This window comes from Mitsuaria sp. BK041, from assembly GCF_014193085.1.
In the GTDB taxonomy this organism is placed as follows: domain Bacteria; phylum Pseudomonadota; class Gammaproteobacteria; order Burkholderiales; family Burkholderiaceae_C; genus Roseateles.
Window position 1 is genome coordinate 616,964 of the sequence record NZ_JACHYT010000001.1, and the last position, 23,025, is coordinate 639,988.

The following is a 23,025-nucleotide window of genomic DNA, read 5'->3' on the forward strand; positions in this document are numbered from 1 at the left end:
ACCATCGCTCGGGTGCCCATCGCTCAAATGGCCATTGCTCAGGTGGCCAGCGTGTCTCTCCCCGCCGGGCGCGGCAGTTCGTCGACCGCGCCGCCCTCCAGCACGATCACCCGCTCCGCGCCGGCGATGGTGTCCGGCCGGTGCGCGATCATCAATCGCGTCAGCGGCAACCGGGCCAGGTTGGCGGTCACCGCCCGCTCCCGTGTGACGTCGAGGTGGCTGGTTGCCTCGTCGAGCGCCAGGATCCTCGGCCGTCGATAGATCGCCCGCGCCAGCAGCACCCGCTGCTTCTGCCCCCCCGACAGGCCGCTGCCCAGGTCCCCGACCAGGGTCTGGTAGCCCATCGGCATCCGGCAGATGTCCTCGTGGATCTGCGCGAGCATCGCGGCGGCCTGCACCCGCTCCGGATCGGGCTGCGTGTCGAAGCAGGCGATGTTGTCCGCGAGCGAGCCGGTCAGCAGCACGTCCTCCTGCATCACCGTGCCGATCTGCCGGCGCACGTTCCTCAATCCGAGCTGCCGCATCGGCATGCCGCCGTAGCGCACCTCGCCTTCCTCGGGCGCCAGCAGCCCCAGCAGCACCTTCAGCAGCGTCGTCTTGCCCGAGCCGCTCGGGCCGGTGATCGCGATGCTCTGGCCGGCGGGCACCGTCAGGTTCACGTGGCGCAGGATCCAGGGCTCGCGCTCGCCGTAGCGGAAGCTGACGTCGCGCAGTTCCAGGCTAGCCTCCAGGTGCGCGAGGTCATGGTCCGGCACCTCGTCGGGTTCGGGCGGCTCGAGCGCGATGTCGGCCAGGCGTTCGGCATGCAGGCCCAGCATCCGCAGTTCCACCGCGTAGTTGATCAGCGCCGACACGCGGCCGGTGAACTGGCCCTTGTAGCTGAGGAACGCGAACAGCATGCCCACCGTCATCGTGACCGTGCCGGCCTGTTGCCCGTCCAGGATGAGCCCGGCGCCGAGGAAGAGCACCAGCAGGTTCTCCACGCCGAAGAGGAAGGTGTTGGCGGTGCTCATCGCCATCGACAGCTTGGCGGTGCGGACATCGCGGTTCTGGACCTCGACGATCAGGTTCTGCCATTGCGCGCGCCGCTCCTGCTCGCGGCCAAAGAGCTTCAGGGGCGTCATCGCCCGCAGGGTCTCGAGGAAGTGCGTGCTTTCCCGCGCGGCGACGACCAGCCGTTCGGCGGCCGCGTCGCGCAGCGGCCGGTAGGCGGCCCAGCGCAGCAGGCCGTACAGCAGCACGGCGGCGATCACGACCAGCGCCAGCGGCCAGGCATAGATCAGCATCATGACCAGCGCGGCCACACCCATCAGGCCGTCGAGGAGGGCCTCGATCGCGGCGGTGGTCAGCGTCTTTTGGATCGCGTCGACCGCACCGAAGCGCGAGGTGATGTCGCCGAGGTGGCGCCGCTCGAAGAATCCAACCGGCAGCCGCAGCAGATGCGCGAAGGTGTTGCCCCGCCATTGCAGCGACAGCGTCTGCGTCAGCAGGACCAGCATCCACGAGCGCGCCAGGCCGAGCGCCGTCTGGGTCACCAGCAGCAGGCCGAAGCCGATCAGCAGCACCTTGAGCAGGTCGCGGTCGCCCGAGGTGAGGACGTCGTCGATGATGAGCTGGTTGCACAGCGGCGCGACGATCGCGAACAGCTCCAGCACCAGCGCGACGAGCAGGATCTGCACCAGCGATCGACGCAGGCCGAGCACCTTGCCGGTGAGCGCGGCGAGCGAGACCCGCGGCGGCGGCGCGGCGGGCTTGAAGTCGGCGTTGGGCGTCAATTCGACGGCGACGCCGGTGAAATGGGCGGAGACCTCGTCCAGGCTCAGCCGGCGCTCGCCGACGGCCGGATCGAGCACGGTCACGCTGCCGCGGCGGACCCGGGCCAGCACCACGAAGTGGTTCATGTCCCAGTGCAGGATGCAGGGCAGCGACAGCTTGGCGAGGAAGGGCAGGTCCAGCTTCAGCGGCCGGCCGGAGAAACCAATGCCCGCAGCCACCTCCAGCAGGTCGCGCAGCTTCATGCCCTTGAGCGCGACCGGGAAGCGCCGGCGCAGGTCCTGCAGCGTCGTGGCCTGGCCATGGGCCGTCGTGATCATCGCCAGGCAGGCCAAGCCGCATTCGGCCACCTCGGATTGAAGGATCGGGGTGGGCCGGGTCATGAATCCTCCTGCCGCACGACGATGACGTAGGGGCCGCCGCCCGGCGTCACCGTGACCTCATGGACCTGTTCCTCCAGAGGCACGACCACCGCGGGGCCGCGGGCGGTCCGCCGGACCTCGAGGTTCACGGGCGCGCCGCTGGCATCGCGTCCGGTCACGGTCAGCGCATCGTCGAGCGGCAGGAAGGTCACATCGGCGCACTGCAGGTCTCGCGCTTGCAGCGCCTGCAGCCAGCCCTGGGCCTTGAACATGGCCACCGCCTGTGCGCAGGCCTCGCGCAGACCGTCGACCGGGTAGCGGTCATCGGCGCGCGGGGCGATCGCGATCCAGTATTCGAGCGACACGCTGCCTTTCGGCCGATTGACGACGAATCGGGCCTTCGCGGCGTCGACCGCGAATGCGGCGGGCAACGGGGCCCATCCTTTTCTTGTCGGGATGGGAATGAGGGTGTCGGCGTCCTCGACCGCGAGCGCGAGCTGCTCGAAGGAGAAGGTGGCGGGATCCGATGGCAGCAGGCGCAGGTACCACTGCACCCGGTCCTGCGGACCCGGGTAGGACTTGACGAAGGCCAGAGCCTGGCCCGCCCCGCGAAAGGGAATGTGATGCCGATGGACGGACTGTCCGGAGATATCGGACCGGGGGAGCGGGATCGGGTCCCGGAGCTCGGGCTCGGCCGAAGCGCCGCCGAGGACCGCGAAGCCGATCAACCCGAGCAGGCCGGTGAACAGGGTGCGTTTCATTGCTGGAGGCTGTCATGCGCCGTCGCGGCGCGACGCGGTGAGCGGCCAGCCACGGAGGTGGCCGGCCGCAGGTGAGGTCGAGTCAACGCAAGGTCTGGGCAGGCGCATCAGCTGACGCGCGCGGCCACCGGGCCGGTCAGCCCGAAGTGCGCGCCGAGGTAGGACGCGGCGCAGCGGACCATGAACTTGGCGAACTTGGACAGGAATCCGCCGCCGCCATGCACTTGATCGATCTCGTCTTGAGTCAGTTCCGTCATTTCAATCTCCGTCAGTTGAAGGGCCGAGAACGGTCGGCCGCCGTTTCCCCGGCGTCGATCACTCGCCGCCGGAAGATCGATGTCCCGCTAGATCCGCCTGGCCGTCGCCAGCAGCGGTTCCAGCAGCCACTCCCAGATGCGCCGGTGCTCCAGCGTCACGTCGGCGTCGAGCGCCATGCCGGCGCGCAGCGGCAGATCGCGGCCATACGCGGCGATCGCCTGGCGCTCCAGGCGCACGTCGATGCGGTACAGCGGCTCGTTGGCCTGGGCCGCGCTGACCAGCGCCTGCGCCTGTCCGGACGGCAGGTCCTGCGGCGCGATCGGCGTCGGGCTGACGTGGGCCACCTGGCCCAGCGCCATGCCGAACTTCTGGTACGGGTAGGCCGCGTAGCGCAGCCAGACCTGCTGTCCGGGCTGGATGAAGCCGACCGTGCGGCTCGGGGCATAGAGCTGCGCCACCAGCACGTCGGCGTCCGTCGTCGCGGCGCTGACCGGCGTCAGCGTCACCAGGGTCTGGCCGGCCTGCACCGCCTGGCCCGCATGCAGCGGCAGCGCGCTGACGCGGCCATCGCGCGGCGCCGTCACCTCCAGACCGGCCCGGGCCTCGAGCTCCGCGCGCTCCTGCTCGAGTTGCGCCGCGGCCCGGTCCAGCTGCGCCAGCGAGGTCGCCAGCGTCGTCGGGATCGCGGCGAGTTCCGCCTCGATGGCGCGCGCCTCGCGGCTCAGGTTCTCGACCGACCGCTGCGCGCCGCGTTCCCGCGCCCGCAGGTCGAGCAGTTCTTCGTCCCGTTGCTGCACCTGGGTGTCGGGCACGAAGCCGTTCTCGGCCAGGGTGGCGTAACGCGACCGGCTGCGCTGCGCCAGCGCGACGCGGGCGCGCACCATGTCCAGCTCCTCGCCCGCCTGCGTCGCCTCCAGGCGCAGGCTGCGCAGGCGGTCACTCAGCGTGTCCTGCCTGTCCCCGGCCTGCCGACGCTGCAGCTGGCGCTCGGTCGCCAAGCTGCCGGCGCGCGTCTGGATCGCGCGGAGGTTGAGCGCGGTCATGTCGCTGCCGTCCACCCGGCGCTCGCTGCGCACCCGCAGCAGCGGCTGGCCTTGGCGCACCTCGTCGTCCTCGCCGACGAGCACGGCCTCGACCTGCCCCGCCAGCGGCGAGGACACCTGCAGCAGCCCGCCCACCGGCATCAGCAGTCCCGGCACGCGGGCCTTGCGCGAGACCTGGCCGATCAGCGCGAAAGCGATCAGCGCGGTCGCCAGCAGCACCGCCACCGCGGCCACCACCTGGAAGGCCGGCCGCTGCGCGACGCGGATGGTGCCCATCCATGGCGCCTGCTGGAACTCCTGGACCGCCGCTCGAAACATGTGCCGCTCCTTCGCCGATGACGCCGCTGGTGCGGCCATGGGAAGGATTCTTTGGTGACCGCGGGCCTCGGCCGCGACGGCGACGGGGTGGCTCCGAATGAGGATTGATTTCGCCGCGGCGGCATGCACGGCGAACAGGACGGGCCTTCGGCTGACTCGCGTTGATCAGCCCACTGCCGGATGCAGGTGTATCGATGCTTCGATCTGTCGGTCGGCCCTGGCGAAGTGCTGCCGCATTTGCAGCAGTCTCCACAAGCTGTGGAAGGAGATGCCGGGGGCATGCCGCTGCACGGCGTGATCGAAATCGGCGCGCGATGTGGCGTGAGGCCCACGATGGCGGGGCGCCTGTCTACACTGGCGCCCCCGTTCCCGGACTCCCCATGCAAGCGCTCCTCGACGTCATCGCCACGCTTCCCCGGCCCAGCGGCCCCGGCCGCTTCTTCCACGGTCGCGGCGGCCTGTTTCCCGGCTGCGAGCAGTGGGCCCTCGATGTCTATCCACCGGTCTGGGTGCTGACCAGCTTCGCGCCGGTGAAACACGAAGACCTGGCCCGCATCGGCGAGGCGCTGGCCGCGCGCTGGGCCGAGGTGGCGCCGGGCGAGCCGCTGAACTGGATGTTCCAGCACCGCGACGAGCACCGTCCCACCAACCGCCTGATGGCCGGCGCCATCCCCGACGAGCATGTGGTCGAGGAGGACGGCGCGCGCTTCGTGGTCCACCTGGCGCAAGGACAGAACCACGGCTTCTTCCTCGACATGGCCGAAGGCCGCCGCTGGGTGCGGCGCTGGGCGGCGGCGCATCCGGATGGGCGGGTGCTCAACCTGTTCGCCTATACCTGCGCCTTCTCGGTCGTCGCGCTGCAGGCCGGCGCCGCGACCGTGGCGAACTACGACATGGCCCGCGGCGCGCTCTCCACCGGTCGCCGCAACCACCAGCTCAATGGCGTGCAGGACCGCGCCGCCTTCCATGCGCACGACATCTTCAGCTCGTGGGGGAAGATCCGCCGCGGCGGTCCCTACGACCTGGTCGTGCTGGACCCGCCGAGCTACCAGAAGGGCAGCTTCGTCGCGACCAAGGACTACGCCCGCCTGGTGCGGCGGCTGCCGGAACTGCTGGCGCCGGGCGGCCATGCGCTCGTGTGCCTGAACACGCCCAAGCTGGATACCGCGTTCCTGCGCGAGCTCGTCGCCGCCGAGGCGCCCGGACTCGCCTTCATCGAACGCGTCGCCAACCCGCCGGCCTTCGCGGACGAGTCGGAGGAGCGGTCGTTGAAGGTGCTCGTCTACCGGCAGCCGGCGGCCTGACGGGCGGGGCGGCCGCGGTCAGAAGGTCCTGGCCTCGATCGCCGCCCTGACGCGGTCCAGCGCCGCGCCCAGCCGCACCAGGTCCACCGACCCCAGCGCCAGCCGGATCGCATGCGGCGCCTGCGGCGTGGTGGCGAAGGGCTCGGCCGTCGACACGGACACCCGCTCGCGCTGCAGCGCCATCGCCACCTGGTCGGCGCGCACGGCCTCGCCCAGCGGCAACCAGACGAAGTAGGACGACGGATGCGCGATGCGCTTCATCGTCCCGAGCCGTTCCGCCACCAGGCGCTGGCGGCGTCGCGCGTCCTCGCGCTTGTGCGCCTCGAGCCGGGCCACGGTGCCGTCCTCCAGCCAGCCGGTGGTGATGGCCGTCATCACGCCGGGCGTGTTCCAGGTCGTCGCGCGGATCGCCCGTTCCAGCGCGTGGACCCGCGCGGCCGGCGCGACGGCGAACCCCACCCGCAGCCCCGCCGCGACGCTCTTGGAGAACCCCGACACGTAGACGGTCCGCTCGGGCGCCAGCATCGCCAGGGGCGGCGGCGGATGGTCGGCGAGGTAGGCGTAGGCGCCGTCCTCGATGATCAGCAGGTCGTGTCGCCGCGCGAGCGCCACCAGCTCGCGCCGGCGCGTGGCCGCCATCACCCAGCCGAGCGGGTTGTTCAGCGTCGGCATCGTGTAGATCGCCTTGACGCGGCGGCGCCGGCACAGCGCCTCCAGCGCATCGAGGTCGGGCCCCGCGCCGGCCGCCGGCAACGGCGCCAGTTCCAGCCGCTGCATCCCGGCCACGAGGCGGAAGCCGGGATAGGTGAGCGCATCCACGGCGACCACGTCGCCCGGCTCCAGCAGCGCCATCAGCGTCACCGCCAGGCCGTGCTGCGCGCCGTCCACGACCAGCACGCGGTCGCCTTCGACCTCGAGGCCCCGTCGCCGCAGATGGCGCGCGATCGCGGCGCGGTCGGCGGGCCGGCCGCCATGCGGCTGGTAGCGCAGCAGCGCTTCCAGGTCGCCCGCGCCGGCCAGCTGGCGCAAGGCGCCGCGCAGCAGTTCCGCTTGACCGGGCAGCGACGGGTAGTTGAAGCTGAGGTCGACCATGTCCGCCGCCACCGCGTCCAGGTCCACGCCCTGGCCGGGCGCGAGCGCGGTCTCCTTGACGAAGGTGCCGCGGCCGGTCTCGCCGCTGATCAGTCCCATCGCCCGCAGCTCGGCGTAGACGCGGGTCGCGGTGACCAGCGCGAAGCCCTCGCGGGTCGCGAGGTCCCGATGGGTCGGCAGCCGCGCGCCCGCGGGCAGGGCGCCCGATCGGATCTCCGCCGCCAGCCGGTCCACCACCGCCTTGTACCTGGGCTCCGCCATGCGCCACCGCCTGTATCCATGACAATTTTTTGATTGTATTGATGAGCCCGCTTACCCTGCGGCCCTTCTTCCATCGAGGCATCGGGGACATGGACACCGCATCGCGAGGCTGGCTGAACGGATTCATCGGCGTGCTGATCTTCAGCGGCTCGCTGCCGGCGACGCGGGTCGCGGTGGCCGACTTCGACCCGGTGTTCCTGACCGCCGCGCGCGCCACCATCGCCGGGCTGATCGCGCTGGCGGCGCTGCGCCTGCTGCGCGCGCCGCGGCCCACGCGCGCGCAGGCCGGGCCGCTCGCGATCGTCGCGGCCGGCGTGGTGATCGGTTTCCCGCTGCTGACGGCGCTGGCGCTGCGGCATGTCACCTCGGCCCATTCGATCGTGTTCATCGCGCTGCTGCCGCTGTCGACGGCTGCCTTCGGCGTGCTGCGTGGCGGCGAGCGCCCGCGCGCGGCCTTCTGGATCTTCTCGGTGCTGGGCAGCCTGTGCGTCATCGGCTTCGCGGCGGGGCAGGGCCTGCGCGCCGCGCCGCTGGGCGACCTGCTGATGCTGGGCGCCATCCTCGTCTGCGGCCTGGGGTACGCGGAGGGCGCCCGGCTTTCTCGCACGCTCGGCGGCTGGCAGGTGATCTGCTGGGCGCTGGTGCTGGCGCTGCCGCCGATGCTCGCCCTGGCCGCGTGGCGCGTGCCGGCCAGCTTCGCGCCGGTCGGCGCCGCGGCCTGGGCGGGGCTGGGGTATGTCTCGCTGTTCAGCATGCTGATCGGCTTCGTCTTCTGGTACCGCGGGCTCGCGCAGGGCGGCATCGCCGCGGTGGGGCAGCTGCAGCTGCTGCAGCCGCTGTTCGGCCTGGCGCTGGCCGCGGGCCTGTTGCGGGAAGCGGTGAGTCCGGCGATGCTCGCGGTCACCGTTGCCGTGATCGGATGCGTGGCGGGTGCGCGCCGCTTCTCGCGCCCCCGCTGAACGCTCGTGGACCGCGCCGTCGAAATGGGCAAGTCTCCCGTCGGATCAGGCAAGCCGCGTCGCCCGTCGCCTTTCTAGACTGCGGGGCAACCCGACGCAGCCATCAGGAGGTCGACATGGGTGATCGCTTCGCAGCGGATGTCTCGATGCCCGCGTCATGCAGGCTGGCGTGCTCGGCGGTGCTGGGCGCGGCGTGCGTGGTCGTCGTGGCGGGCCTCATGGCCGCGGCGGCGCCGGCAAGCGCGGCCGACGGCGCCGCCTTCCAGCCGACGCCGATCTCGGCCACGCCGAACCGGCAGGAAGGCCTGGCCGCCTTCGCGCAGCTCGAGCGCGTGCTGCTCCATCCCCGATGTCTGAACTGTCATGTGCCCAATGCGCCGCTGCAGGGCGACTTCAGCCGGGTCCACTATCCGCCAGTGCAGCGCGGCGCGGACGGCAAGGGCGTCGCGCCGCTGCAGTGCGCGACCTGCCATTCGACGCGCAACAGCCCGCTCCAGCACGCGCCGCCGGGGCTGGAGACCGACGGCAAGCCGGGCTGGCACATGCCGCCCGAGACCATGAAGATGTCCTGGCTCGGCCTGAAGGGCGCGGCGCTGTGCAAGGTCTTCCGCGAGCCCGCGACCAACGGTCACCGCTCTCTCGCGATGATCGAGCAGCACCTGGTCACCGACCACCTCGTCGCCTGGGGATGGCAGCCGGGGCCGGGCCGCGCGCTGCCGCCGCTGGACAAGGCGGCCTTCGACACGCAGGTGCGCGCCTGGATCCGCAACGGCGCGCCTTGCGACGCCACCGAGCCGCTGCGCAAGTCCATCGGATCGACGAAGGCCGCATCGACGCGCGAGGTCGTCGAGCACCTGCGCGCGATGGCCGGCGCCGCCGCTCCGGCCGACCCCCTCATCCCCATCAGCGCCACCGCCACGGTGAGCAGGAGCCAGCCATGATCTCGTTCCGCCTGAACGGCCAAGCGCAGCAAGTCGACGTGCCGGGCGATACGCCGGTGCTCTGGGTCCTGCGCGACACGCTGGGCATGACCGGCACCAAGTTCGGCTGCGGCGTCGCGGTCTGCGGCGCCTGCACGGTGCATGTGGACGGCGAGCAGCGGCGCGCCTGCGTCACGCCGATCGAGTCCGTCGCCGGCCAGCAGATCACCACGATCGAGGCCATCGGCGGCGACCGCATCGGGCAGGCGGTGCAGGAGGCCTGGGTCAAGCACGACGTCGTGCAATGCGGCTACTGCCAGAGCGGCCAGATCATGGCCGCGGTCGCGCTGCTGCGGCACCGGCCCCAGCCCAGCGACGCCGACATCGACGCCGCGATGAGCGCCAACCTCTGCCGCTGCGGCACCTACGTGCGGATCCATGCCGCCGTCAAGGACGCGGCCCGCTCGCTCGCCTGAAGGAGCCTCCCATGCGCCCCATGCTCCAGTACCTCAGCGGTGAACTGCCGACGGCCTTGGCCGAGGCGCCCGAGTCCTCCGCCGCGCCGGGCGAGGGCGGCCTCGGTCGCCGCGTCTTCCTCAAGCTGGGCCTGGCCGCCGGCTTCGCGCTGTACGCGGCGCCCGGCGGCGCGCAGGACGCGTCGGTGGGCGGCTCCGCGCCGGGCGCGCCGGAGCCGCTCAAGCCCTTCCAGCAGCCATCGGCCTTCGTCGCGATCGACGCGGACGGCATCGTCACCGTCACCATCGGCAAGATCGACTTCGGCCAGGGCGTGCAGACCGCGCTGCCGATGCTGGTGGCCGAGGAAATGGACGCGGACTGGAGCAAGGTCCGCTGCGAGCTCGCGCCGGCGGGCGAGGCCTACAAGGATCCGTTCTTCCACATCCAGATGGTGGGGGGCTCGACCAGCATCAAGGCGTCCTGGCAGCAGTACCGCGAGATCGGCGCCCGCATGCGCGCGATGCTGGTCGCGGCCGCGGCGAAGCAGCTCAACACGCCGGCCGCGCAGCTGCGCACCGAGTCGGGCAGCGTCGTCACGCCGGACGGCCGTCGGCTAGGGTATGGCGCGCTGGCGCAGGCAGCCTTTGCCGAGCCGGTGCCGGCCTCGGTGGCGCTCAAGGATCCGTCGCAGTTCAAGCTGATCGGCAAGCCGGTCAACCGGCTCGATGCGCGCGCCAAGTCCAGCGGCCGCCAGGACTTCGGCATCGACCTGCAGCTGCCGGGGCAACGCACCGTCGTCATGGTCCATCCGCCGGTCTTCGGCGGCCGCGTCGCGCGCTTCGACGCGGCGCCGGCGCTCGCGGTGCCGGGCGTGGAGGAGGTGCTGCAGGTGCCGCTGAGCGGCGGCGCGACCGGCCTGGCCATCGTGGCCAACGGCTTCTGGCCGGCGCGCAAGGCGCGCGAGCTGGTCAAGGTCGAGTGGGACCTGAGCGGCGTGGAGCGCGTGGACAGCGCGGCGCAGCTGGCGCAGTTCCGCGCGCTGGCCAGGCAGCCGGGCATCGCGGTCCAGCGGGCCGACACCGCGGCGCTGACGGCGAAGCCGGCACCGGCGCTCATCACCGCGGAGTTCACCTTCCCCTACCTGGCGCACACGCCGATGGAGCCGCTGAACTGCACCATCGACTTCCGGGGCGATCGCTGCACGGTGTGGGTCGGCTCGCAGTTCCAGACGGTGGACCAGGCGCAGGTCGCCGGCGTGCTGGGGCTCAAGCCCGAGCAGGTCACGCTGCACACGATGACCGCCGGTGGCGGCTTCGGACGGCGGGCGACGCCGACCTCGGACTATGTCGTCGAGGCCGCGCAGGTGGCCAAGGCGCGGCACGCCGCGGGCAAGACCGGGCCGGTGAAGATGATCTGGACGCGCGAGGACGACGTGCGCGGCGGCTACTACCGTCCGACGCACCTGCACCGCGTCGAGATCGCGCATGACCGGCAGGGCGGGGTGCTGGCCTGGAAGCATGTGATCGTGGGCCAGTCCATCACCATGGGCACGCCCTTCGCGGACTTCATGGTGAAGAACGGCGCGGATGCGACGATGACCGAGGGCGTGGCCGAGAGCGCCTATCCCTTCCCGATCGCGCTGGAGGTCCATCACCCCAAGGCCAACGTGCCGGTGCTGTGGTGGCGCTCGGTGGGGCACACGCACACCGCCTTCGTGATGGAGACGCTGGTGGACGAGCTGGCGCGCGCCGGCAAGCTCGATCCGGTGGCCTACCGGCGGCAGCTGCTGGCCAAGCATGCGCGCCACCTGGCGGCGCTGGACCTGGCGGTGGCGAAGTCGGGCTACGGCAAGGCGACGCTCGCCAAGGGGCGGGCCTGGGGCGTGGCCGTGCATGAGTCCTTCAACACGGTGGTGGCCTATGTCGTCGAGGTCTCGATGAAGGGCGGGCGGCCGGTGCTGCACCGGGTCACGGCGGGGGTGCACTGCAACCTCGCGGTGAACCCGCGCACGATCGAGGCGCAGGTGCAGGGCGCGCTGGTGATGGGCATCGGCATGACCTTGCCCGGTGCGGCGATCACGCTGAAGAACGGCGAGGTCGAGCAGAGCAATTGGCACGACTACCGGGTGCCCATCCATGTGGACGCGCCGCCGGTGGACCTGCACATCGTGCCTTCCGCGGATCCCCCGACCGGCATGGGCGAATGCGGCGTGCCACCGATCGCGCCCGCGATCGCCAACGCCGTGGCGGCGCTCACCGGCAAGCGCTGGCGCAGCCTGCCGTTCCCGGCTTGACTGCGGCCTGACTTTTCCATCGAAGGGCTTCAGCGGCCTCCGCCGCTGGCCCGGGCCACGTCCTTGAGCCACGGTTGCGCCGCCCAATGCGCGGCCGCGAAGGCCTCGATCCGATCGCGGTAGGTCATCGAGAGCCCGATCGCATCGAGCCCCTCGAGCAGCATCCGCTGGTGCCGCGGCAGCATCTCGAAGCGCGCCTCGACGCCCCCGGCGCTGCGCAGCGTGAGCGTCTCCACGTCGATCTCGACGGTGTTCCCCGGCACCGCGTCCGCCTCGTCCATGAGCCGGCGCACCTCGGCCTCCGGCAGCGTCACCAGCAGCAGCCCGTTCCCCATCGCATTCGAATAGAAGATCTCGCCGAACCCCGGCGCGACGACAGCGCGGATGCCCGCCTGCTGCAGGCCCCAGACGGCGTGCTCGCGGCTGGACCCGCAGCCGAAATTGTTGCCGCCGATGAGCACGGACACCCCGGCGTAGGCGGGCTGGTTCAGCACGAAGCCGGGCCGCTCGCGGCCCTCGCCGTCGAAGCGCAGGTCGTGGAACAGGCCCTGGCGCAGCCCCTGCTTGTCGATGCCGCGCAGGAACTGCTTGGGCATGATCTGGTCGGTGTCGAGGTTCTCCAGGCGCAGGGCCGCGCTGCGGCCCTCGATGCGGCGGACGGGATTCATCGCGGGCTCTCCTCACCGAGGACGGGCGGCAGTCGGCGGACATCGGTCAGGCGGCCGGTGACCGCGGCGGCGGCGGCCATCGCCGGACTCATCAGGTGGGTGATCGCGCCGCGCCCTTGCCGGCCCTCGAAGTTGCGGTTGGTCGTCGAGGCGCAGCGGATGCCGTCGGCAAGCACGTCGTCGTTCATCGCCAGGCACATCGAGCAGCCGGGCTGGCGCCATTCGAAGCCCGCATCGAGGAAGACGCGATCCAGGCCTTCCGCCTCGGCCATCGCGCGCACCGCGCCGGAGCCGGGCACCACCATCGCGCGCACGCCCGGCGCGACGCGGCGGCCGCGCAGCACGGCGGCGGCGGCGCGCAGGTCCTCGATGCGGCCATTGGTGCAGGAACCGATGAAGACATGCTGGATCGGCGTGCCCGCCAGCGCCGCGCCGGCCTCGAGCCGCGTGTAGCGCAGCGCGCGTTCGGCGCTGTCGCGCGCCGGGCCGACGGCCATCCGGGCCGGGTCGGGCGCGTGGCCGTCGATCGGCGCGACCTGGTCGGGACTGGTGCCCCAGGTGACCTGCGGCCCGATGTCGGCCGCGTCGAAGCGGTGCTCGGCATCGAAGCGGGCGCCCGGATCGCTGCGCAGCGTGCGCCAGCGCGCGAGCGCGGGCTCGCGCCATTCGCCGGCGAGGTCGGGACTGCGGGCCAGCACGTAGTTGATCGCCGTCGCGTCGGGCGCGATCAGCGCGCCGCGCGCGCCGGCCTCGACGGCCATGTTGCAGAGCGTGAAGCGCGCCTCGACGGACAGCGCGTCGATCGTCGTCCCGCAGAACTCGACCACGTAGCCGCGTGCGCCCTGCGCGCCGATGCGGCCGATGATCGCCAGCACCAGGTCCTTGGCCGTCGTGCCCGCGGGGAGGGGGCCGTCGACGCGGATCCGCATGTCCCTGGCGACCCGGTAGACCAGCGTCTGCGTCGCCAGCACATGCTCGACCTCGGTGGTGCCGATGCCGAAACCCAGCGCGCCGAGCGCGCCATAGGTCGTGGTGTGGCTGTCGCCGCAGATGACGACCATGCCGGGGCGGATCATCCCGTGTTCCGGCGCGACCACGTGCTCGATGCCCTGCAGCGCGTCGGTCGTGTCGAAGAGGCGGATGCCATGACGGTCGCAATTGGCCTTGAGGTTGCTCGCCTGCAGTGCCGAAGGCGGGTCGGCGATCACGCGCAGGGCCGACGGCACCGCATGCGTCGGGATGATGTGGCTCACCACCGCGACCTGCTGTCCCGGCATCGGCACGCCGCGGCCCTGCTCGCGCAGGCCGGTGAAGGCCTGGGGGCTGGTGTACTCGTTCATCAGGTGCAGGTCGCAGAACAACAGCACGTTCTGGGCGTCGAGCGTCGCCACCGTGTGGCTGTCGACAAGCTTGCGGTAGAGCGTGCGCGGCGCGGCGTTCGAGGACTTGGGATCGGGCGTCGCGATGGGCGAGTCGCTGATGTCCTTTGCGTCCGCGGCGTCAGCGGCGTCAGCAGCGTCCGTGGCGCGGATCGTGCCGGTCACGGCGTTGGTGGCGGTCATGGCTGGCGCTCCGCTTCGGCGGCGATGTCGCGGTCTGGCGCGGTGAAGAAGGGCAGGACCCGATCGAGCAGCGCCTGAGGCGCTTCCTCGGGGATGTAGTGACCGCAGGGCAGGGCCTCGCCGCGCAGGTCCGTCGCCAGCGGCCGCCAAAGCGCCAGCGGATCGAAGCAGCGATGCACGACGCCGTGCTCGCCCCACAGTGCCAGCAGCGGCATGGTGAGCCGCCGTCCGGCGTCGCGGTCCTCACGGTCGTGGACCAGGTCGATGCCGGCGCTGGCGCGGTAGTCCTCGCAGAGGCCGCGCGCGGTGCCCGGCAGCGCGAGGCAGCGCTGGTACTCCGACAGGGCCAGCGGATCGAAGGGCGCCAGGCCCGCGCTGCGGCGGCCCATCACGTCGCGGACATAGGCGGCGGGATCGGCCTCGATGAGGCGCTCGGGCAGCGGCGCCGGCTGGATCAGGAAGAACCAGTGCCAGTAGGCACGCGCGAAGGCGTCATTGGCGCCGGCGTACATGTCCAGGGTCGGCGCGATGTCCAGCAGCGCCAGCCGCCGCACGGCCGTCGGGGCGTCCATCGCGAGTCGGTGGGCGACGCGCGCGCCGCGGTCGTGCGCCAGCACGTCGAAGCGCGCGTGACCGAGCGCCCGCATCACCGCCAGCATGTCCGCCGCCATCGTCCGCTTGCTGTAGGCGGATGCGTCGGTCGCCGAGCCTGGTGCCGACGCCGATGTCGATGTCGATGTCGATGTCGATGTCGACGCTGGCGGCTTCGATGAATCGCCATAACCGCGCAGGTCGGCGGCGACGACAGTGAAGCGCTCCGCCAGCGCCGGCGCGACCTTGTGCCAGATCGCGCGCGTCTGCGGATGGCCATGCAGCAGGAGCAGTGGCGGCCCCGAGCCGCCGACGGTCGCTTCTACATCCACACCATTGGCGGTGGCAACGCGAATGTGGCGGAAGCCGGGGAACAGCGCGTCGAGTGCGCCGCGACCGGCGATAGCTTCGAGCACTCCGGCGCGGGCGGATGGGGACGACGGGGCGTCCATGTCGGGGTAGGGCGGCATGTGGGCTCCAGGGCGGGATCGCCGTCGACGGTGGACGATCAGCGGTCCAAGTCGGCCTGATTCTGGAAGTGAATCGGCCGGACATAATTTCCACTTTGGAAGTTCTTTCATTCCTGGAGTTCATCAATGGACGGCTTCTCCGACCTGGCCTTCTTCGCGCTGTTGGTGAAGCAAGGCAGCCTGGCCGCCGCGGCGCAGCAGCTGGGCGTCACGCCGCCGGCCGTCAGCAAGCGGCTGGCCGCGATCGAGCGCCGGCTGGGTGTCCAGCTGCTGCAGCGGACCACGCGCCGCATCGGCCTGACGCCGGAGGGCGAGACCTACCTCGTTGACGGCGCGCGCGTGCTGGAGGAACTCGAGGCGCTGGAGCGCACGGTGGCCGGGAGCCGGGCGGCGCCGAAGGGGCTGCTGCGGGTGTCGGCGAGTTTCGGCTTCGGTCGCAAGCATGTGGCGCCGGCGCTGTCGCGCTTCGCGCGGCAGTTCCCGGACGTGGAGGTGCAACTCGAACTCACCGACCGGCCGGTCAACCTGATCGAGCAGGGCGTGGACCTGCAGGTCCTGGTCGGCACGCCGCCGGATGCGCGCCTGACCGCGCGGTTGCTGGCGCGCAACCGTCGCGTGCTGTGCGCCGCGCCGGCCTACCTCAAGCGCGCTGGCGAGCCAGCGACGCCGCGCGAGCTCGCACGACACGCCTGCCTCTTCATCCGCGAGAGCGACGAGACCTTCGGCACCTGGCACTTCCAGCAGGGAGCGCGCAAGGAGACGGTGAAGGTGCGCGGACCGCTGGCGGCCAACGACGGCGAGAGCGTGCTGGCCTGGGGTCTGGATGGGCACGGCGTGCTGATGCGCTCGCGGTGGGAGGCGGCGCCGATGCTGCGCTCGGGGCGGCTGCGGCCGCTGCTGATTGACTGGGAACTGCCGCCGGCGGACATCCACCTGATTTATCCGCCGCGCGCGCAACTGGCGGCGAAGACGCGCGCGCTGGTGGACTTCCTGATGGCGCGCTTCGAGCCGCATCGCGACGGCGACGGAGGTTGGTGACGCGGGACGAGACCCCTCACCCCTCCCTCTCCCCCGCGGGGGGAGAGGGTGTTCCACCGAGCGTGTGCTGAAGAAGCCACCGCGCCTGCGGACTCCCTCTCCCGCTTGCGGGAGAGGGCTGGGGTGAGGGCCAGCGGCCTGGGCATGAGGGCAATTTGTCCTAGGGCGATCTGTCCTAGGACGATCTGTCCCTTCCTTGCGATCGCGCAATGCCCAACACTGCGCGGCCATGGACCCGTTCATCCTGGCGCGCATGCAGTTCGCGCTCAACATCACCTTCCACATCCTCTTCCCGACGATCACCATCGCGCTGGGCTGGGTCGTGCTCTTCATGCTCTGGCGCTGGCGGCGCAGCGGCGAGTCCGCGTGGCTCGCGGCCTACCAGTTCTGGACCAAGGTCTTCGCGCTGAGCTTCGCCCTCGGCGTGGTCAGCGGCGTGACGATGAGCTTCCAGTTCGGCACGAACTGGCCCGGCTTCATGGAACGCGCCGGCAACATCGCCGGCCCGCTGCTCGGCTACGAGGTCCTCACCGCCTTCTTCCTGGAGGCCGGCTTCCTCGGCATCATGCTGTTCGGCCGCGAGCGCGTCAGCCCGCGCCTGCATTTCATCGCCACCGCGACGGTGGCCTTCGGCACGACGCTGAGCGCGTTCTGGATCCTCAGCCTCAACTCGTGGATGCAGACCCCGGCCGGCTACGAGATGCGCGACGGCGTCCTGCATGCGGTGGACTGGTGGGCGGTGATCTTCAACCCGTCCTTCCCCTACCGGCTGGCCCACAAGCTGCTCGCCTCCGGGCTGACCGTGGCCTTCCTGCTCAGCGGCGTCAGCGCCTGGCAGATGCTCAAGGGCGTCGAGCGGGCGGAGACGCGGCGGGTGATGCGCCTCGGGCTGACGCTGGGCGCGGTGCTGATCCCGCTGCAGATCCTGGCCGGTGACCTGCATGGCCTCAACACGCTCAAGCACCAGCCCGCCAAGATCGCTGCGATGGAGGGCGTCTGGCACACCGAGCGCGGCGCGCCGCTGCTGCTGTTCGCGCTGCCCGACGAGCAGGCGAAGGAGAACCGCCTGGCCATCGGCATTCCGCGCCTGGCCAGCCTCGTCCTCCAGCACGACGCCGAGGGCGAGATCCGCGGCCTGGATGAATTCGAAGGCGCGCATCCACCGGTCAAGCCGCTGTTTTTCGGCTTTCGCGTGATGGTGGGCATGGGCGTGCTGATGCTGGGTTTCGCCTGGGGCGGCTGGTGGCTGTTCCGCCGCTCGGGCTGGCGGCGCCTGCCGCGCGCCTGGCTGTGGGGCATGTCGCTGATGAGCTTCTCCGGCTGGATCGCGACCGTCGCCGGCTGGTACGTCACCGAGATCGGCCGGCAGCCCTTCATCGTCCATGGCCTGCTGCGGACGCAGGAGGTGGCGGCGCACAACCCCGGCTCGATGATCGCCGCGTCGCTGGCCGGCTACGCCACCGTCTACCTGGCGCTGCTGGTCGCCTACGTCGCCGCCATCAAGCGCATGGCGGAGAAGCGTCCCGCCGATGCGCCCGCGCACCTCGGGCAGGACGATCCGCATCCCGGCAGCGCCTCGCACGGCGCCGGCATTCCCGTCATCTCGAGGACCTTCGCATGAACGCGCTCGCCGCAACGCCACTGGTCGAGGGCAGCGTGCTGCCGGTGATCTTCATGGCCCTGATGGGCGTGTCGCTGCTGCTCTACGTGGTGCTGGACGGCTACGACCTGGGCGTGGGCCTGCTGACCGCGGTGGCGCCGGAGGCCGATCGCGACCGGATGGTCGCGTCGATCGGACCGTTCTGGGATGCCAACGAGACCTGGCTGGTGCTCGCTGTCGGGCTGCTGCTGATCGCCTTCCCGAAGGCGCAGGGCGTGGTGCTCACCGCGCTGTACGCGCCGGTCGTGCTGATGCTGCTGGGGCTGATCCTGCGCGGCGCGGCCTTCGACTTCCGCGCCAAGGGCGACCCGGCGCACAAGCGCTGGTGGGATGCCGCCTTCGCCGGGGGCTCGGTGCTGGCCGCGCTGGCGCAGGGCTGGATGCTGGGCCGCTACGTCACCGGCTTCGACGACGGCGCGGGAGCGCGGGTCTTCGCGGCCGGCATCGCACTGGCGCTGACGGCCTGTTATGCGCTGCTCGGGGCCGGCTGGCTGCTGATCAAGACCGAGGGCGAGCTCCAGCGGCGCGCCGTCGTCTGGGCCAGGCGCGTGTGGCCGGCGGTCATCGCGGGGCTGGTGCTGGTGTCGGTCGCCTCGCCGTGCTTGAGCGGCACGGTGCGGGCGCGCTGGTTCGAGCTGCCGGGGATCATCGCGCTGGCTCCGCTGCCGCTGACGGCGGTGCTGGCGCTCGCGGCCCTGCGGGGATTGCTGAACTCGCATCGCGTGCTGGGCAAGCTGTGCTGGGCGCCGTTCGCGCTGATGGTGGTGGTGCTGACGCTGAGTTTCTTCGGGCTCTCCTACAGCCTCTATCCGTTCGTCGTGATCGACCGGATCACGCTGTGGCAGGCCGCCGCGGCGGACGAGTCGCTGCGTTTCCTGCTGGTCGGCGCGGTGCTGACCCTCCCGGTGATCCTGGCCTACAGCGTGTTCTCGTATCGAGTCTTCAAAGGCAAGGTCCGCGCGCTCGCGTACTGACCGCAGGTCTGGCTGTACCGACTCCCTCTCCCGCTTGCGGGAGAGGGAAGGGGTGAGGGTTCCTGCGACGGCCGCTGGCCCTCACCCCCGCCCCTCTCCCGCAAGCGGGAGAGGGAGTTCGACAGAGGTGGGGAGAGGGTGAGGAGAAGATGGCAACATCGCCACTTCCGCCGCGAGGCGCGCTGCTCCCGAAGAACTCCATGGATCTCCCGTCCTTGCTTTCCCTGGCCGAGATGGCCTGGCCGGTGCTCTTGAAAGGCACCGGCTACACGCTCCTATTCGCGGTGATGGCGATGATCTTCGGCCTGCCGCTCGCGGGATTGATCACGCTGGTGCGCGTGCTGCGCGTGCCGGTCCTGGACACGCTGATGGCGGTCTACGTGAGCGCGATGCGCGGCACGCCGCTGCTGGTGCAGGTGTTCATCGTCTACTACGGCCTGCCCAGCATCGGCATCGAGTTCTCCCCGCTGGTCGCCGGCGTGCTGACGCTGACGCTGAACGTGGCCGCCTACATGAGCGAGACGATGCGTGGCGCCATCGGCGCGGTGGAGCAGGGCCAGTGGCTGGCCGGCACCTCGCTGGGTTTGAGCCGTCACCAGACGCTGCGTTTCGTGATCGGGCCGCAGGCGCTGCGCGCGGCGGTGCCCAGCCTGTCCAACAGCCTGATCTCGCTGATCAAGGACACCTCGCTGGTGTCGGTGATCGCGGTCACCGAGCTGATGCTGGCCACCAAGGAGTTGATCTCCACCACCTTCCAGCCGTTCCCGCTCTACATGGCGGCCGCGGCGATCTACTGGCTGCTGAGCTTCGCCTTCGAGCAGGTGCAGAAGTGGATGGAGAAGCGGATGGCCTACCCGCATTGAGGCCGCTTGGCGCTCACTGCTCACTGCTCACTGCCTGGGCCTCGGCGTGCCTTCTGGCACCCCCTCTCGACACGGGCGCGCATCGCCCGGACCGTGACGCCGAGCGCCGATAGTTCCCACCATGAGCGCCGCCCCGATGACCCATGCCCCTTCGCATCTCTCCACCCACCTGCGCCTGGTCGGCATGGCGGTGCTGTGGGGCGCGTCCTGGCCTTGGGGGCGGGTGCTGGCGCAGGCGATGCCGCCGCTGGCCGCGGCCGCGTGCCGCTTCCTGATCGCCGGCGCGATCCTGATGCTGTGGCTGGCCAGCACCGGCCGCCTGGCCGCGCTGCGCAGCTGGACGGCCTCGCGCTGGGCCGGCATGGTGCTGGCGGCGAGCTTCGGCGTCTTCGGCTACGCGACCTTCTTCATGAGCGGCCTCAAGCATGTGCCGGCCGGCAAGGGTGCGCTGGTGATCACGCTGAATCCGGTGATCACGCTGCTGCTGGCGGCCTGGATCTTCCATGAGCGGCTGAACAAGCGCATCGGCCTGGGCATGGCGCTCGCGGCGGTGGGCGCGGCCGTCGTGATCACGCGCGGCGAGCCGTGGCATGTGCTGGACGGGCGCGTCGGCATCGGCGAGTTGCTGCTGCTGGGCTGCGTCGGCTGCTGGGTGGCCTACACGCTGATCGGTCGCAAGGTGATGGCCGGCGTCGACGCGCTGACCACCACCGCCGTCACCGCCGCGATCGGCGCGGTGATGCTGCTGGCGCTGACGCTGGCCGTCGACGGCACGGCCGGCCTGGCCGGCGTGCTGGCCGCGCCGCGCAACGCGTGGCTGTGCATGGCGGGCATCACCGTCGGCTCGACGGCGCTGGCCTACGCCTGGTACTTCGACGGCGTGAAGGCGCTGGGCGCCGGCGCGGCGTCCGGCTACATCACGCTGGTGCCGGTGTTCGGCGTCGTGTTCTCGGCGCTGTGGCTGGGCGAGGTCGTGGATGCGTCGCTGCTGGTCGGCGGCACGATGGCGATCGCCGGCACCGCGCTGATGAACCTCGGCCGGCGCTGAGCCCCGGGCCGCTTACTTGCGGCCGGCGCCGAGCAGCACCACGCCGCCCAGCGCGATGGCGGCCACGCCGGCCCACATCGGCACGTTGACGTGCTTGGTCTCCTCGACCTTGAGCTCGATCGGGCCCAGCTTGGCGGCGGTGTTCTCCTTCGTGTACGAGAAGCCGCCATAGACCAGCGCGAGCACGCCCGCCGCGATCAGGATCACGCCCACCCAACGAATGCCACCCATGATGTCCTCCAGTCCTTGCGATAGGGATTGACCGGCGGCCGCGTCGCTTCGCGTCCATCCCGCCGGGGTGGCTCATTGGACCTCAAGCCGGCGGCGGCGCAAGTAGGACGGCACCGCATTCTGGCGACGAGGCCGGCCCGAGGCCCGGCTCGCGGCGCGGGCCCGTGGAGAATGCGCCGATGCGTGTCCTTCGAGTCCTCGTCCTGACGCGGCGCCATCCGTCCGCCATCCTGTTGCTGGTGCAGCTGCTGGGGCTGCTGCTGTATCCGCTGATCGAGTCGAGCCGCGCCGCGCCGCTGGCGCTCAGCGCCTTCGGCATCGTGGTGCTGGTCTTCACGACGCGCATGGTGCGCAGCACGCCGGGGCTGACCTGGCTGAGCGTGACCATCGCGCTGCCGGCGATCGCGCTGCTGCTGCTGCAGGCGTTCTGGGGCATGGACCAGCTGCTGCCGTGGTCCGCCGCGCTGGAGGCGCTGTTCTACTTCTATGCCGCAGCCAGCCTGATCGCCTACATGATGAGCGACTGGCATGCGACCACCGACGAGCTCTTCGCCGCCGGCGCCACCTTCACGCTGCTGGCCTGGGGCTTCGCCCACCTGTTCGTCGTGGTGCAGGCGCTGTATCCGGGCAGCTTCTCGGCGGCGGTGGATCCGCAGTCGCCGCGCACCTGGACCGAGCTGATGTTCCTGAGCTTCGCGCTGCTGTCCAGCACCGGCATCGGCGACGTGATCCCGGTCAAGCCGCTGGCGCGCGCGGTCACGACGATCGAGATGTTCGTCGGCGTCATGTACCTGGCAGCCGTCGTGTCGCGCTTGATCGGGCTGACGCTGATCCGGCGCCGCGAGCTGTCCGACCTCGACTGACGATCGCGTCGCGTCGCGGCGCAGCGCCGCGGTGGCCGTCGTCGTCGCCTAACGCTTGGCCGGCGGCACGTCGCCGCGCGGCAGCTGATCGGCGCCGGGGGCCTCGGGTGCGCGCGTCGTCAGGTCCTTGGCCCAGGCGAAGCCCTTCTTCGCGACGCCCATGGCCTGGTTGGCGGCCTCGGCGGTGGTGCTGCGGACCTGCTCGGCGCTGGGCAGCCGCTCCTGCGTCCACTGGGCGGCCTTGCGCGCCGCGTCGGCCGCCTGCATGGCGGCGTCGCCGGCCTGCGCGCGCACCTGATCGATGGTCGGCAGCTGCTGCTGCGTCCAGTCCGCGGCCTTGCGCGCGGCGTCCCAGGCGGTCGTCGCGGCAGTGGCCGTCGTCACGCGCACCTGGTCGGCGCTGGGCAGGCGCTGCTGGGTCCAGTCGGCGGCGTCGACCAGCACGGTGCGCACCTGGCCCGCCGCGCCGCCGGCCAGACCCATGGTCTGGTTCCAGCGCTTGGAGAGCTCGCCCGGCGGCGCGGTGGCGAGCAGCCGCACGACGGTGTCGAGCGCCTCGGCCTCGGCCGGCGTCAGCGGCCCGCCGGCCTCGAGCATGCCGCGCATGAAGACACCCAGGTCCTTGGCGATGGCGGCATGGTTGCAGTCGGGATTCAGGTGCAGGAACTCGGCGCCCTCGGCCGCCATCGCGGCCAGGTCGCTGCCGCCCAGCCGCGCCTCGACGGCGGCGACGGACTGCTCGACGAAGGCGCGGTTCAAGCCCCAGTCGGCGATCAGGTGGTCGACCAGGTACTGGCGCTCGGCGGCCTCGATGGCGCCGTCCACGGCCGCCAGCCGCAGCGACAGCGGCGCGATCAGGTCGAACAGCGCCAGGCCCAGCGTGTCCAGCGGGGTGTTGAGGTACTTGGGGATCTCGATGACGCGGTCGCCCTTGGTCGAGCTCAGCAGGCGGTACATGCCGTAGCAGGCGCCGCCCGAGGCGAGCGCTGCGAAGGCCACCCAGCCGATCGGCGTGGCCGACGCGCCCAGCAGCGAAGCGACCATGCCGGTCTTGGCGACCGCCGCGCCCGCGCCGGCGGCGCCGAGGACGTCCCACACCTCGCGGCCGCGATTGATCATGCGCAGCGAGGCATAGGCAGCCTCGCCGATGGCGAGCTTGGCCTTGAATCGCAAGGGGTCGGCGACGACCTCGTCGACGCCCTTCAATTCGGGCGGGGGCAGCAGCAGGGGCGCGGGGGCGGACATGCGGGACGGCTC

The 23,025-nt window shown here is 71.4% G+C and carries 21 protein-coding genes; 11 read left to right on the forward strand and 10 right to left on the reverse strand.

The window, feature by feature from the left end:
* Positions 1 to 38: 38 nt before the first annotated feature.
* The 4 genes from FHT38_RS02665 to FHT38_RS02680 form a co-directional block, all read right to left on the reverse strand.
* Entirely contained in the window at positions 39 to 2,156 is a 2,118-nt protein-coding gene (locus FHT38_RS02665) for a peptidase domain-containing ABC transporter (protein WP_183489625.1), read from the reverse strand.
* Positions 2,153 to 2,896 (reverse strand): hypothetical protein, encoded by a 744-nt coding sequence (locus FHT38_RS02670; RefSeq protein WP_183489628.1) that lies wholly within the window; start codon positions 2,894 to 2,896, stop codon positions 2,153 to 2,155. The genes FHT38_RS02665 and FHT38_RS02670 overlap by 4 nt, the downstream gene beginning before the upstream one ends.
* A gap of 107 nt (positions 2,897 to 3,003) precedes the next feature.
* The gene (locus tag FHT38_RS02675; RefSeq protein WP_183485208.1) at positions 3,004 to 3,153 is read right to left on the reverse strand and encodes a hypothetical protein; all 150 of its coding nucleotides are present in this window, start codon (positions 3,151 to 3,153) and stop codon (positions 3,004 to 3,006) included.
* Positions 3,154 to 3,240: 87 nt separating this feature from the next.
* Entirely contained in the window at positions 3,241 to 4,515 is a 1,275-nt protein-coding gene (locus FHT38_RS02680) for an HlyD family secretion protein (protein WP_183489631.1), read from the reverse strand.
* Positions 4,516 to 4,895: 380 nt separating this feature from the next.
* Between FHT38_RS02680 and FHT38_RS02685 the strand changes: the two genes are divergently transcribed.
* Entirely contained in the window at positions 4,896 to 5,819 is a 924-nt protein-coding gene (locus FHT38_RS02685) for a class I SAM-dependent methyltransferase (protein ID WP_183489633.1), read from the forward strand.
* An 18-nt stretch (positions 5,820 to 5,837) separates the two neighbouring features.
* Here FHT38_RS02685 and FHT38_RS02690 read toward each other — a convergent pair whose 3' ends face one another.
* The gene (locus tag FHT38_RS02690; protein ID WP_183489636.1) at positions 5,838 to 7,172 is read right to left on the reverse strand and encodes a PLP-dependent aminotransferase family protein; all 1,335 of its coding nucleotides are present in this window, start codon (positions 7,170 to 7,172) and stop codon (positions 5,838 to 5,840) included.
* A gap of 89 nt (positions 7,173 to 7,261) precedes the next feature.
* Between FHT38_RS02690 and FHT38_RS02695 the strand changes: the two genes are divergently transcribed.
* The 4 genes from FHT38_RS02695 (at position 7,262) to FHT38_RS02710 (ending at position 11,800) form a co-directional block, all read left to right on the forward strand.
* A complete protein-coding gene (locus FHT38_RS02695) occupies positions 7,262 to 8,131 on the forward strand; it encodes a DMT family transporter (RefSeq protein ID WP_091721418.1) in 870 nt (289 codons plus the stop codon).
* 116 nt (positions 8,132 to 8,247) lie between these two features.
* Positions 8,248 to 9,072: a cytochrome c family protein gene (locus tag FHT38_RS02700; RefSeq protein ID WP_255488583.1), complete on the forward strand. Its 825-nt coding sequence runs from the start codon at positions 8,248 to 8,250 to the stop codon at positions 9,070 to 9,072.
* Positions 9,069 to 9,527: a (2Fe-2S)-binding protein gene (locus FHT38_RS02705; protein WP_091721422.1), complete on the forward strand. Its 459-nt coding sequence runs from the start codon at positions 9,069 to 9,071 to the stop codon at positions 9,525 to 9,527. The genes FHT38_RS02700 and FHT38_RS02705 overlap by 4 nt, the downstream gene beginning before the upstream one ends.
* Positions 9,528 to 9,538: 11 nt before the next feature.
* On the forward strand, positions 9,539 to 11,800 hold the full coding sequence (locus FHT38_RS02710) for a xanthine dehydrogenase family protein molybdopterin-binding subunit (protein WP_183489639.1): 2,262 nt from the start codon (positions 9,539 to 9,541) through the stop codon (positions 11,798 to 11,800).
* Positions 11,801 to 11,829: 29 nt separating this feature from the next.
* On the opposite strand, the gene leuD is transcribed toward FHT38_RS02710, so the two are convergent.
* Genes leuD through FHT38_RS02725 form a run of 3 tightly spaced genes read right to left on the reverse strand, consistent with a single transcriptional unit; the run spans position 11,830 to position 15,073 of the window.
* Positions 11,830 to 12,468 (reverse strand): 3-isopropylmalate dehydratase small subunit, encoded by a 639-nt coding sequence (gene leuD / locus FHT38_RS02715; protein WP_183489642.1) that lies wholly within the window; start codon positions 12,466 to 12,468, stop codon positions 11,830 to 11,832.
* Positions 12,465 to 14,030: a 3-isopropylmalate dehydratase large subunit gene (gene leuC / locus FHT38_RS02720; RefSeq protein WP_183489645.1), complete on the reverse strand. Its 1,566-nt coding sequence runs from the start codon at positions 14,028 to 14,030 to the stop codon at positions 12,465 to 12,467. Before leuC ends, leuD begins: the two co-directional genes overlap by 4 nt.
* Positions 14,027 to 15,073 (reverse strand): alpha/beta fold hydrolase, encoded by a 1,047-nt coding sequence (locus FHT38_RS02725; RefSeq protein WP_183492371.1) that lies wholly within the window; start codon positions 15,071 to 15,073, stop codon positions 14,027 to 14,029. The genes leuC and FHT38_RS02725 overlap by 4 nt, the downstream gene beginning before the upstream one ends.
* Positions 15,074 to 15,217: 144 nt before the next feature.
* Between FHT38_RS02725 and FHT38_RS02730 the strand changes: the two genes are divergently transcribed.
* The 5 genes from FHT38_RS02730 (at position 15,218) to FHT38_RS02750 (ending at position 20,674) form a co-directional block, all read left to right on the forward strand.
* The gene (locus tag FHT38_RS02730) at positions 15,218 to 16,129 is read left to right on the forward strand and encodes a LysR family transcriptional regulator (RefSeq protein WP_183489647.1); all 912 of its coding nucleotides are present in this window, start codon (positions 15,218 to 15,220) and stop codon (positions 16,127 to 16,129) included.
* Between the two features lie 229 nt (positions 16,130 to 16,358).
* A complete protein-coding gene (locus FHT38_RS02735) occupies positions 16,359 to 17,750 on the forward strand; it encodes a cytochrome ubiquinol oxidase subunit I (RefSeq protein WP_183489649.1) in 1,392 nt (463 codons plus the stop codon).
* On the forward strand, positions 17,747 to 18,763 hold the full coding sequence (locus FHT38_RS02740) for a cytochrome d ubiquinol oxidase subunit II (protein ID WP_183489651.1): 1,017 nt from the start codon (positions 17,747 to 17,749) through the stop codon (positions 18,761 to 18,763). Before FHT38_RS02735 ends, FHT38_RS02740 begins: the two co-directional genes overlap by 4 nt.
* A 200-nt stretch (positions 18,764 to 18,963) precedes the next feature.
* On the forward strand, positions 18,964 to 19,626 hold the full coding sequence (locus FHT38_RS02745) for an amino acid ABC transporter permease (RefSeq protein WP_091721452.1): 663 nt from the start codon (positions 18,964 to 18,966) through the stop codon (positions 19,624 to 19,626).
* A 121-nt stretch (positions 19,627 to 19,747) separates the two neighbouring features.
* On the forward strand, positions 19,748 to 20,674 hold the full coding sequence (locus tag FHT38_RS02750) for a DMT family transporter (RefSeq protein ID WP_254783182.1): 927 nt from the start codon (positions 19,748 to 19,750) through the stop codon (positions 20,672 to 20,674).
* A gap of 12 nt (positions 20,675 to 20,686) precedes the next feature.
* Here the strand turns inward: FHT38_RS02750 and FHT38_RS02755 are convergent, their stop codons facing one another.
* Positions 20,687 to 20,905: a hypothetical protein gene (locus tag FHT38_RS02755; RefSeq protein WP_183489653.1), complete on the reverse strand. Its 219-nt coding sequence runs from the start codon at positions 20,903 to 20,905 to the stop codon at positions 20,687 to 20,689.
* Between the two features lie 179 nt (positions 20,906 to 21,084).
* On the opposite strand from FHT38_RS02755, the gene FHT38_RS02760 reads away from it, so the two are divergent.
* The gene (locus tag FHT38_RS02760; protein WP_183489655.1) at positions 21,085 to 21,768 is read left to right on the forward strand and encodes a two pore domain potassium channel family protein; all 684 of its coding nucleotides are present in this window, start codon (positions 21,085 to 21,087) and stop codon (positions 21,766 to 21,768) included.
* Between the two features lie 48 nt (positions 21,769 to 21,816).
* On the opposite strand, the gene FHT38_RS02765 is transcribed toward FHT38_RS02760, so the two are convergent.
* A complete protein-coding gene (locus tag FHT38_RS02765) occupies positions 21,817 to 23,013 on the reverse strand; it encodes a hypothetical protein (protein ID WP_183489657.1) in 1,197 nt (398 codons plus the stop codon).
* Positions 23,014 to 23,025: the final 12 nt, after the last annotated feature.